14 protein-coding genes are annotated in these 11292 nt (G+C 29.8%); 9 read left to right on the forward strand and 5 right to left on the reverse strand.

What is annotated here, in order from left to right; translation table 11 throughout:
• Positions 1–106 precede the first annotated feature (106 nt).
• Positions 107–922, forward strand: coding sequence for an alpha/beta fold hydrolase (locus HMPREF2930_RS10935; protein ID WP_017176030.1), 816 nt, complete (start codon positions 107–109; stop codon positions 920–922).
• A 246-nt stretch (positions 923–1168) separates the two neighbouring features.
• On the opposite strand, the gene sarA is transcribed toward HMPREF2930_RS10935, so the two are convergent.
• The 5 genes from sarA to HMPREF2930_RS10960 form a co-directional block, all read right to left on the reverse strand.
• Entirely contained in the window at positions 1169–1543 is a 375-nt protein-coding gene (gene sarA, locus HMPREF2930_RS10940; protein WP_002448898.1) for a global transcriptional regulator SarA, read from the reverse strand.
• Between the two features lie 315 nt (positions 1544–1858).
• Complete coding sequence (locus HMPREF2930_RS10945; RefSeq protein WP_231451783.1) at positions 1859–2674, reverse strand: efflux RND transporter periplasmic adaptor subunit; 816 nt, start codon at positions 2672–2674, stop codon at positions 1859–1861.
• A 270-nt stretch (positions 2675–2944) separates the two neighbouring features.
• Positions 2945–3871, reverse strand: a complete 927-nt coding sequence (locus HMPREF2930_RS10950; protein ID WP_017176028.1) for a DMT family transporter — start codon at positions 3869–3871, stop codon at positions 2945–2947.
• 180 nt (positions 3872–4051) lie between these two features.
• The gene (locus HMPREF2930_RS10955) at positions 4052–4273 is read right to left on the reverse strand and encodes a DUF2922 domain-containing protein (RefSeq protein WP_017176027.1); all 222 of its coding nucleotides are present in this window, start codon (positions 4271–4273) and stop codon (positions 4052–4054) included.
• Positions 4274–4305: 32 nt separating this feature from the next.
• Complete coding sequence (locus HMPREF2930_RS10960) at positions 4306–4512, reverse strand: sigS mRNA-stabilizing protein SroA (protein ID WP_002448893.1); 207 nt, start codon at positions 4510–4512, stop codon at positions 4306–4308.
• Between the two features lie 142 nt (positions 4513–4654).
• Between HMPREF2930_RS10960 and HMPREF2930_RS10965 the strand changes: the two genes are divergently transcribed.
• Genes HMPREF2930_RS10965 through HMPREF2930_RS11000 form a run of 8 tightly spaced genes read left to right on the forward strand, consistent with a single transcriptional unit; the run spans position 4655 to position 11127 of the window.
• Positions 4655–5212 carry a tyrosine-type recombinase/integrase gene (locus HMPREF2930_RS10965; RefSeq protein ID WP_017176026.1) on the forward strand — a complete coding sequence of 186 codons (558 nt, stop codon included), beginning with the start codon at positions 4655–4657 and terminating at the stop codon, positions 5210–5212.
• 14 nt (positions 5213–5226) lie between these two features.
• A complete protein-coding gene (locus HMPREF2930_RS10970) occupies positions 5227–7629 on the forward strand; it encodes a DUF4040 family protein (protein ID WP_037541564.1) in 2403 nt (800 codons plus the stop codon).
• Positions 7616–8041, forward strand: coding sequence for a Na+/H+ antiporter Mnh2 subunit B (gene mnhB2, locus HMPREF2930_RS10975; RefSeq protein ID WP_002455676.1), 426 nt, complete (start codon positions 7616–7618; stop codon positions 8039–8041). The genes HMPREF2930_RS10970 and mnhB2 overlap by 14 nt, the downstream gene beginning before the upstream one ends.
• Positions 8038–8385: a Na+/H+ antiporter Mnh2 subunit C gene (gene mnhC2, locus HMPREF2930_RS10980; RefSeq protein WP_002448875.1), complete on the forward strand. Its 348-nt coding sequence runs from the start codon at positions 8038–8040 to the stop codon at positions 8383–8385. Before mnhB2 ends, mnhC2 begins: the two co-directional genes overlap by 4 nt.
• On the forward strand, positions 8375–9874 hold the full coding sequence (mnhD2, locus tag HMPREF2930_RS10985; protein ID WP_029376811.1) for a Na+/H+ antiporter Mnh2 subunit D: 1500 nt from the start codon (positions 8375–8377) through the stop codon (positions 9872–9874). The genes mnhC2 and mnhD2 overlap by 11 nt, the downstream gene beginning before the upstream one ends.
• Entirely contained in the window at positions 9871–10353 is a 483-nt protein-coding gene (mnhE2, locus tag HMPREF2930_RS10990; protein ID WP_017176023.1) for a Na+/H+ antiporter Mnh2 subunit E, read from the forward strand. Before mnhD2 ends, mnhE2 begins: the two co-directional genes overlap by 4 nt.
• Positions 10350–10652 (forward strand): Na+/H+ antiporter Mnh2 subunit F, encoded by a 303-nt coding sequence (mnhF2, locus tag HMPREF2930_RS10995; protein WP_017176022.1) that lies wholly within the window; start codon positions 10350–10352, stop codon positions 10650–10652. The genes mnhE2 and mnhF2 overlap by 4 nt, the downstream gene beginning before the upstream one ends.
• Complete coding sequence (locus HMPREF2930_RS11000; RefSeq protein WP_017176021.1) at positions 10627–11127, forward strand: Na+/H+ antiporter subunit G; 501 nt, start codon at positions 10627–10629, stop codon at positions 11125–11127. The genes mnhF2 and HMPREF2930_RS11000 overlap by 26 nt, the downstream gene beginning before the upstream one ends.
• Positions 11128–11292: the final 165 nt, after the last annotated feature.

An 11292-nucleotide genomic window follows, 5' to 3' on the forward strand; every position in this document is an offset into this window, starting at 1 on the left:
TTAAATTATATAAAAATTTTTAAATAAAAAAATAATTAATTGTATACATGTTTATAGCGTTAAATATGTTTTAGTGGGTATAGTAAATACTAAGGGAGGTGCCGATATGAAAAAAATTGAAACGTCTAATCAAATAAAGATAGCTTATCAAGATGCAGGTACAGGCATTCCCGTTATTTTAATTCATGGTTTAGATGGTAATTTAGCTGGGTTTTACTCATTAAAAAAAGAGTTGAAAAAACACTATAGAGTCATTGTTTATGATGTGAGAGGTCATGGGAAATCTACACATCCTACGAGTTATAACTTAAATGATCACATTAAAGATTTAATTATGTTAATGCAACAATTAGGTATTAAAAGCGCACATTTATTAGGACATGATATGGGTGGAATTATTGCACAAGCTTTTACCGAAAAATATAAAGAGAAAGTGCGATCTTTAACAATTATATCTTCTAAATCTGAAGATATTGTCCATGGTTTTACAAAATTAATGATTGAGCACCAAGATAAAGTAGCGGGGTTTAATAAATCTGAAGCGTTACTTATATTATTTCCATATATTTACAAAAAAAGTGACGTTGCAATGAAGTGGTTTCAACGTCAACGTTTATATAGTAAACAAGACGATGAAGATAGTGCAGTAGCATCAAGAGCCTTATTAGATACAGAGAATCAATCAAATACAGTCACACATGAAATCAATGTTCCAACTATGATAGTAGAAGGACGTTATGACCCAATTATTATCAATAAAGAGAATCAACAATTTGAAAATCAATTTAAAAATATAAATTATGTTTTATTTAATGACTCAGGGCATGCACCTCATATAGAAGAAGAAGAGAAATTTTTAACATTATATTTAAATTTTGTAGAAAAAAATGATGCATCTCATACTACAAATTTATTGATATAAAATTATAAGCATAGAGTCAAAATTATCTACAATAGAATATCTAAGGAAACAGAACAACCTAAAGGGTGGGGTTCTAGATATAAAAAAATTATTAAACAATGTTTATAAATATTAGAATGAAGTTATTCTACAGAAAACAACATCATATAATATGAATTATGGCTATAAAAGAGGCCCGTAGACGAATGTTATCTACGGGCTATTATTCTAGGTTTTTTAAAGTTCTAGTCTCTTTAGGGTTTACTATTATAATTCTGTTTCTTTATTAGCTTCTTCGATTCGTTTGTTAACTCTATTAAGTAATTCATCAATTTTTGTACGTTGCGTTGCATTTACAAGAATCAATACTGTTCTTTCATCATGCTCATTACGTTTTTTATCGAAGTAATCTTCTTGAGATAAATTTTTCACTGCTTTTACTACTTGAGGTTGCTTGTAGTTTAAGTGATTAATAATATCTTTTAAATAATATTCTTCTTCTTTACTTTGACTAATATAAGTTAAAACAGCAAATTCTTCAAAGCTAATTGAAAATTCTTTTTTAATAATGCTTTTTAATTTATCTGCATAAGTAATCATTGCTAATAATTCAAAGCAGTCATTAATTTTTGAAATAGCCATTTTAAGACCTCCCCAACTAATATTCTTTCTATTTTTTATGCATCCGTTAAATTTATCTATATATAACGTCAACTATTAGTTTAAAAAAGCTATTAATAATTTAGATTAAATAAATTAATTTAATTCTATTTTATTTAGTTAATTATAACTAAATAAAATTAGAAAGTAAACGAAAATGCACTTAATAAAACAATATTTTGATTAATTAATACTTTGTTTATAAAAATAAGCAAATTTTATAAAAGATTTAATTAAGAACAATTATTATGATACTCCATATTATAAAATTAAAGTTTAATATACTAAAATAAAAGATTATTCGGTACTTTCTAATAAAGATGTAGAAGGATGCGTAATAATTTTATCACCAATATTTAATCCATTGGATACCATAATATACCCACTTTTTTTACTTTTAATATATTTAATGTTTCTTTTTATAATTTTTTTATTATGTATAACTAGAACATAATTTTTATTGTAAATGACTTTATTGGGTAATTCATATTCTGTTGTTCCTAAGTGAAGATCAAAATGGTATCCAATAGGGTAGGAAGGATCTGTAGAAATATCTACGTTATAAAAAGAGAAAGATGACTCAGTTTTATAAGGAATAGAAGAAATAGATAAAATTTTTCCTTCAAATTGCCTAGTATCTTTAATAGAAACTTGAACAAGTTGATTATTTTTAAGCTGTTTGAGTTGAGATTCATTGATTTTAGCACGGATGATTCGTTCATCACTATTAATTTGCATAATTTCAGTATGAGATTTTGAAGGGAAAGGGTGAAGTACAGTGACTCGACCTTTAATAGGAGCATAAATACGTGTTTGAAGTTGTTGCTGTAAGTTGAGTATATCATTAGATAATTGAACTTGTTGGTTGAAGTTATCGGAGGATATTTTATTTGAGTGTTGTATTGAAGATAAAAGATTCTTTTTTGCAAGAATATGTTTTTCAATGTGTGGATTATAATATTTAAATATAGGTGTATCTTTAGATATCGTTTCGTTATTTTTTACTAGAATATCTGAACTAATACCTAATGAGGGCTCATAATAAAGTGTATAACTTTGTTTAGCTTGCTGAACGCCTTGAAAAGAAAGAGAGTAATGTGGTTTTACAGTCATCGTTTCTATTTTGCTTAAATGAGTAGTTTTAGGAATCTTAGAATAAATATAAAATCCAAACGAAATAATAAGGAGAAGGAGGAGGGTTACCAGTATTGGTAAAGGGGATAAAAACTTTTTCAAATATAATCACCTCTAAACATTAATATGCATTTATTATACAAGTTTAGAGCTAAATACAACATAATTAAATGATGACATCAAAAAAGTCTTCTCAATTATTTCATTAAGAAGACGAAGATTTAGATAAAAGTTTAATTTTATTAGCCATTAAAATAAACGTAATAAAACAATACCAATTGCTATAGCGATTAATCCTATAAATTTACGGAAAGTCATTTCATTTTTAGGTACACCAATGCCAAAGTGATCAATAATGACGCCCATTATCATTTGACCAAGCATTGCGACAATAGTTGTAAGAGCAGCACCTAAATAGGGCATTAATATAATATTAGATGTAACGAATACGACACCTAAAATTCCACCAATAAAATAGAGCGGTTTAATACGACCGAAATGATGTTGTGATAGTTTAATTTTTAAACTTCTATTAAATATGATTGTTAGAATAAATAACGCAATAGTTCCAACAGTAAAAGAAACTAGTGCAGCGAATAAAGAAGAATGCATTTGCTTTGAAAGTCCGCTATTGATTGTAGTTTGTAGTGGAGGTGCAAATCCGAAAATAAAGCCAATGAACAACCAAATATAAAGTGAGATATTTCTTTTATCTTTAAGTTTATTTTTAGGTATATGATTCATAAGAAGAATTCCGAATAATAAAACAATAATTCCCACACCTTTTAAAAAGGTAAAAGATGTTTGATTGGCTCCAAGTAATCCCAATGTATCAATCATAACACCCATTATGATTTGACCAGCAACTGTCATCACAACCGTAAGTGCTGCACCTAATCTTGGAAGAAGTAATAAGTTACCTGTTAAGAACCATACACCAAGCAAGCCACCAACCCACCAATGATAATCAATAGAGTGACCAGCATAAAATGAGCTTGAGAACATTTGGATATTAAAAATGATATTAAGTATTAATAAAAATAGAGTGCCTACAAAAAAAGAAATCGTAGAGGCATAAAAAGATGATTCTGTAAATCGACCTAATCTAGAATTAATCGATGTTTGAATAGGCACCATCATACCAGAAATAATTCCAAGTACAAATAGAAAAAGCAAACTTAATTCCTCCATTATTTTTACTATCAAATACGATTATTATACGTAAATTTATAAAAAAATTCTATACTAAAAAAGAGAACGGATAGAATTCTGTTAGAACTCTCTATCCATTCTCAATCTACTGTTTAGAAGACGTGAAGTAAAATTTGACATTGTAACTTACGTCTACTATGTCAATTAATTTAATTCAAATAAAACAGTTGTTGTTTTATCTACAATCTGAGCTGAAGCGACTTTACTTGGAGCGCCACTGGTAAATCTTAAAACATCTAACTTAATGATATTTTCCATTGCTGATTGTACATTAGCTTCTGTTATTGTTGCTGAAATTTGTGGTAATTGTAACTTAGCTGTTTTGTTTAGGTTTGTCTTAAATATAAGTTCTAACGTTTTTGACATTGTTCATACCTCCTTTTTAATAAAAGCATTCATTAAACTAATCCTTGAGTTTTTACAACTTCAACTTTATCGAAAGATTCTTCAATCAAATTTGAAATTGTTGTTACAAATGATTTGATGTCTGCTTCAGAAGCACGTGTATTAATGTTATTAAATCGACGTTTAATTTCTTTAGCTTTTCCATTTGTATCATGTGTAACGTGAGTACAAATAACAGATAACTGAGTAATTTCGTTCATCTTACTTTCACCTCCTTACACTTTATATATCGAAAATATTTTTAAAAAAAGTAACTTGAAGTCAAAAATAATTGAGCGAAATATTTTAATGTTACTAAAATATGATATATCATTAAATAAGAAACTTTTTTGAGGTGGATAAATGAATTATGTAGAACCTATTAAGAAAAAGAATGATATTAAGAAGATGTATCACGTGTTACAAATGAAATCAGACAGAGATTATCTTTTATTTAAACTGGCTATACATACAGGTATGCGACTTACTGACTTATTACATCTTAAAGTTGAAGATATAAAGAATAAAGAAAATAAAGAAATAAAGACAGCTTGGATTCAACAAAGTGCCCCATTTATCAAAATTATGATTCCTTCTGATTTAAGAAATGAAATTGATACATATATCTATGAAAATCAGTTGAAAGATGATCATCTTTTATTTCAGTCTCTTCGTACACATAAAGAACTTTCACGTCAGCAAGCTTATCGAATTATTCACCACGCAGCTAAAGAATTAGGCCTTTTACATATTGGTTTAACTACTCTACGTAAAACTTTTGCATATCATGCTTATAAATCGGGTATTTCTATTGCGATTATTCAAAAATATTTAGGACACCAGACTACGCATGAAACTTTGAAATTTATTGGTTTGTCACCTAAAGAAGATCATCATACAATTATTGCTTTGAATTTATAAAAAGGAGGGTTTTGATGAGTTTAATTTATTTACTAGGGGCACTTTTACTAATCATAGGTATGGTTCTAATCACTTTATTTATTAGACCTCTAAGACGCTATGCGGGATATATTTCCCTATTTGCTCCAGTAATTGCTTCTGTTTATTTCTTATCTCAAATTCCTAGTGTACTTCATCAGAAAGTGATTTCTTTTAAACTAGCTTGGATGCCAGCTATCGATTTGAATTTAGATTTAAGACTAGATGGACTTGGATTAATGTTTGCTTTAATTATTTCTATTATAGGGATAGCTGTTTTCTTTTACGCTACTCAATATTTAACGCCTAATGGTGATAACTTACCTAGATTTTTCATATACTTACTTTTATTTATGTTTAGTATGTTAGGTATAGTAATATCTAATAATACCATTCTTATGTATATCTTCTGGGAACTCACAAGTGTTTCATCTTTCTTACTTATTTCGTATTGGTATAGTAATGCAAATAGTCAGCTAGGTGCAATACAGTCATTTATGATTACGGTATTTGGCGGATTAGCATTATTAACAGGTTTTATTATGTTGTACATAATGACAGGTACGAATACAATTACTGAAATTTTATCGCAAAGTCATCATATTAGTGAGCAACCTTTATTTATTCCAATGATCATTATGATGCTTATTGGAGCTTTCACAAAATCAGCTCAATTTCCATTTCATATTTGGTTACCTAAAGCTATGGCTGCGCCAACCCCTGTAAGTGCCTATCTACATTCAGCAACAATGGTTAAAGCAGGTATATTTTTACTATTTAGATTCACACCTGTATTAGGCTTAAGTAATAGTTATATTTATATTGTTACTTTTGTAGGATTAATCACAATGATGTTTGGATCTCTTACAGCTTTAAGACAATATGATTTGAAAGGAATTCTTGCCTATTCTACAGTTAGTCAACTTGGGATGATTATGACAATGGTTGGTTTAGGTGGAGGTATTGCGCAGCATCCAAGCGGACCAATGGCTAAAATTTACACATTAGTTTTATTTGCAGGGTTGTTCCATGTCATGAATCATGCGTTATTTAAATGTACGTTATTTATGGGCGTAGGTATTATTGATCATGAAGCGGGCACAAGAGATATTAGAAAATTAAATGGTATGAGAAAATTCTTTCCTAAAATGCACGTGAGTATGACGCTTGCAGCATTATCAATGGCGGGAGTACCATTTTTAAATGGTTTTTTAAGTAAAGAAATGTTTTTTGATTCTTTAGTTAAATCTATTGAATTAGAGCAATTTAGTTTAACTTTAACCATCATAATTGTGGCATTAGGCGTGATTGCAAGTATATTCACGTTTGTCTATGCAGTTTACATGCTAAAAGAAACATATTGGGGAGAATTTAACGAAAAAGAAGTTCCTAAAAAGCATATTCATGAACCATGGTTGTTCAGTTTACCAGCAATGATCTTTGCTGTGATGCTACCTGTTATCTTCTTTATCCCAAATACCTTTACGCATCCAATTGTTTTACCGGCATTAAGAAATGTCACAAACTTAGGTATCCAAGTTGATAAGATGGCACCACATGTATCCCAGTGGCATGGTATTAATTTACCGCTTATTTTTAGTATCATTGTTATTATTTTAGGAATTATTTTAGCAACAAAAGTAAATTGGAAAGTGTTAACGCACCGCTTAATCAAAACAGCATCGATTACAAATTCCTATCGTAAAGCTTATAGCATATTTGAACATTATGCTGGTTGTAGTATTCGTGGTGTAATGACGAACCGATTAAATTACTACAATGTGATTACGCTTTTAGTGTTTTCACTATTTGTAGCGTATGGCTTTTTAAGAGTAGGGTTTCCTAAACTACATCTAATGCATGTTACTGACTTTGGGCCTTTAGAAGTGCTGCTTGCGATTTCAATCAGTGTTGTTGGTATAGCACTTGTCTTTATAAGACAACGTTTAACGATGGTAATATTAAATGGAATTATTGGCTATTCAGTTGCATTATTTTATTTAATCATGAGGGCACCTGATTTAGCTTTAACCCAACTTGTAGTAGAGACGATGACTACAATATTATTCATTGTTAGTTTTTCACGCTTACCAAATATTTCTCGTAAGAAAGCAGATAAGAAAAAAGAAATGATGAAAATTGTTGTAGCATTCATTTTTGCAGGCGCAGTGGTAACACTTGTATTTATGGCACAACAAGGTGATGGTTTAGAAACTATTTCTAAATATTATATGAATGCAAAAGAACTCACAGGTGGTAAAAATATTGTGAATGCCATTTTAGGTGATTTTAGAGCAATTGATACTATGTTTGAAGGCTTGGTATTAATTATTGCTGGTTTAGGTATTTATACATTATTAAATTACAAAGATCGGAGGGGTCAAGATGAAAGAAAATGACGTAGTCTTAAAAACAGTAACTAAAATTGTTGTATTCATTTTACTTACTTTTGGTTTCTACATTTATTTAGCGGGTCATAATAATCCAGGAGGAGGATTTATTGGTGGTCTCGTCTTTAGCTCAGCTTTTATCTTGATGTTTTTAGCTTTCGACGTAAAAAAAGTATTGGATAGTTTACCTATCGACTTTAGAAAATTAATGATTATTGGAGCGCTTATTTCTTTAATCACAGCTATTGCGCCTACCTTTTTTGGCAAATCATTTTTATATCAAAGTGAATTTACACTTCATTTACCAATATTTAATGAAATGCATATTACTACAGTGACGATTTTCGAATTAGGCATAGTACTTTCAGTAGTGGGTGTGATTGTCACAATTATGTTGGCATTGAGTGGAGGTAAATCATGAATCTTATTTTATTACTAATTATAGGATTTCTCGTATTCTTAGCGACATACATGATATTATCTTTAAATTTAATTCGTATTATTGTAGGGATTTCGATTTATACGCATGCGGGTAATTTGATTATTATGAGTATGGGTCACTATAGTGACCACGTAACAGAACCGCTTATTCGTGGTTCAAATACCAACTATGTCGATCCATTATTGCAAGCACTTGTTTTAACTGCAATTGTTATTGGATTTGGTATGACAGCTTTCTTACTTGTATTAGTTTATCGAACATATCGTGTTACAAAAGAATCAGAAATTGATGTGCTTAGGGAGGATGAAGATGATGAACAGTAACTTATTAATCCTTCCGATTCTCTTACCACTTCTTTGTGCATTATTACTTGTATTTACGAAGAATAAAAATAGAGTTTCGAAGATTTTATATATTGGAACAATGACGGTTAATACGCTTATTTCGCTAGCTTTATTGATTTATGTGATGAATCATAAACCAATCACTTTAGATTTTGGTGGTTGGAAAGCACCTTTTGGTATTCAATTTTTAGGTGATACTTTAAGTTTACTCATGGTAACAGTCGCTTCTTTTGTAGTGACTTTAATTATGGCGTATGGATTTGGACCTGCTGAAAAACGTGTGAATCGCTATTATTTACCAACATTTATTTTATTTTTAACTACCGGTGTGATTGGTGCTTTTTTAACTTCTGATTTATTTAACCTCTATGTGATGTTCGAAATTATGTTACTTGCATCATTTGTGCTTGTAACATTAGGACAATCAATAGAACAATTAAGAGCAGCCATTGTCTATGTTGTTTTAAATATTATTGGGTCTTGGTTATTTTTATTAGGTATTGGCTTACTTTACAAATTAGTAGGAACATTAAACTTTTCTCAAGTTGCCTTACGCTTAGACGATGTTCACAATAATGAAATGGTGGTTGTCATTGCAATTGTATTTATGATTGCATTTGGTTCAAAAGCATCGTTAGTGTTATTTATGTGGTTACCTAAAGCTTATGCAGTATTAAATACTGAGCTCGCAGCTTTATTTGCAGCTTTAATGACGAAAGTGGGAGCATATGCTTTAATTCGTTTCTTCACTTTATTATTTGATCAACATCCAAATATTACACACCCAATACTTGTATTTATGTCTTGTATTACAATGATTATTGGTGCTTTTGGAGTCATTGCATTTAAAGACATAAAGAAAATTGCAGCATATCAAGTTATTTTATCAATTGGTTTTATTATTTTAGGCTTAGGATCAAATACATTTGCTGGAATTCATGGTGCTATTTTTTATCTAACAAACGATATTGTAGTAAAAACATTATTATTCTTTATTATTGGTAGTTTAGTTTATATGTCTGGTTATAGAGAATATAAGTATTTATATGGTTTGGCAAAGAGAGAGCCTTTCTTTGGCGTAGCATTTATCGTTATGATTTTCGCGATTGGCGGGGTTCCTCCATTTAGTGGATTCCCTGGTAAAGTGCTTATTTTCCAAGGTGCGGTTCAAAATGGTAATTATATCGGATTAGCACTCATGATTTTAACAAGTCTTTTAGCAATGTATAGTCTATTTAGAATACTATTTATTATGTACTTTGGAGATGCAGATGGCGAGCAAGTTGATTACAATCCATTGCCTGCTCATCGAAAAGGTATGATTGGCATATTAACTGTAGCTGTACTAGTTATGGGTCTTGCAGCACCAATTGTTATGAATGTTACTAAAAATGCAACAGAGTTAAATACAAATGATGCTTACTTCCATCACTTAGTTAATCCACATTTAAAGGAGGAGAATAAATGAGACAAATTGTATTGAATATCTTAATTGCTTTTCTATGGGTACTCTTTCAAGACCAAGGTTCTTTTTTATTCTCTACCTTTGTATCTGGCTATCTTATAGGATTAATTGTGATTTATATACTGCACCGATTCTTTGGTCAAGAATTTTATTTAGTAAAAATATGGGTAGCTATTAAGTTTTTAGGTATATATTTGTATCAGTTAATTACTTCAAGTCTTAGTATCATTAAATATATTTTATTTAAAACAAAAGATATGAATCCTGGTCTTCTCACATATGAAACAGAGTTAAAAAGTGATTGGGCCATTACATTTTTAACCATTTTAATTATTATTACGCCTGGATCGACAGTGATTAGAATTTCAAAATTAACCAATAAATTTTTTATTCATAGTATAGACATTTCTGAAAATGAAAAAGCTAATTTGTTAAAAAGTATTAAACAATATGAACGTTTAATTATGGAGGTGTCACGATGATCCAAGCGATGACTAACTTTTTTAGTACAGGAGCTTTAATATTATTTGGTATTGCATTTATTATTGGATTGTTTCGTTTGATTAAAGGTCCTACAACAGCAGACAGAGTCGTAGCATTTGATGCAGCTAGTGCCGTCATTATGTGCATTGTTGGGGTAGTTAGCGTGATTTATGATACTGATGCGTACTTAGATTCAATTATGTTAATTGCGATCATTTCATTTGTAAGCTCTGTATCTATTTCTAGATTTATTGGAGGAGGTCGGGTATTCAATGGAACTCATAAAAAGCGTCACTGAGTTGATTGCGTCTATTCTTATTTTTCTAGGAAGTATTATTGCAGTAATTAGTGCAATAGGCATTGTAAAATTTCAAGATGTTTTTTTACGAAGTCATGCTTCTACGAAAAGCTCAACGCTTTCTGTATTACTTACTTTAATCGGGGTATTAATATACTTTACGACGGCGCAAGGTCTCTTTAGTGTTCGTTTATTATTATCCATTGTCTTTATTAATTTAACATCTGCTGTTGGTATGCACCTTGTTGCTAGAGCAGCTTATCGAACTGGAGCATACATGTATAGAAAAGATGATGCACCAAGACAATCTTCCATTTTATTAAGTTCAAAAGAATTTAATACAACAGATGAGTTAAAAAGTCGTGCTAAAAAAAGAGAAGAACAACGAGAAAAACTGTATTATGATATTAAAAACTATAGAGCTGAAGAAAGAAAACAACATGGTGATAAAAATATTGAAGATTTAGAAGAATAATTGCATATCTTAATAGTTTTTAAGTGAATTATTTTGAAAGTGCAAGTTAGTTAATCTGAATATATTTTAATGATAAAATTGATATTAAATTGAGAGCATAAGAACGGTAGATAATAACTACATACGTTTAAAATAAATAAGATGATAATGTATCTTATATCTCAA

This window comes from Staphylococcus sp. HMSC068C09, assembly GCF_001813735.1.
GTDB classification, from domain to species: domain Bacteria; phylum Bacillota; class Bacilli; order Staphylococcales; family Staphylococcaceae; genus Staphylococcus; species Staphylococcus hominis.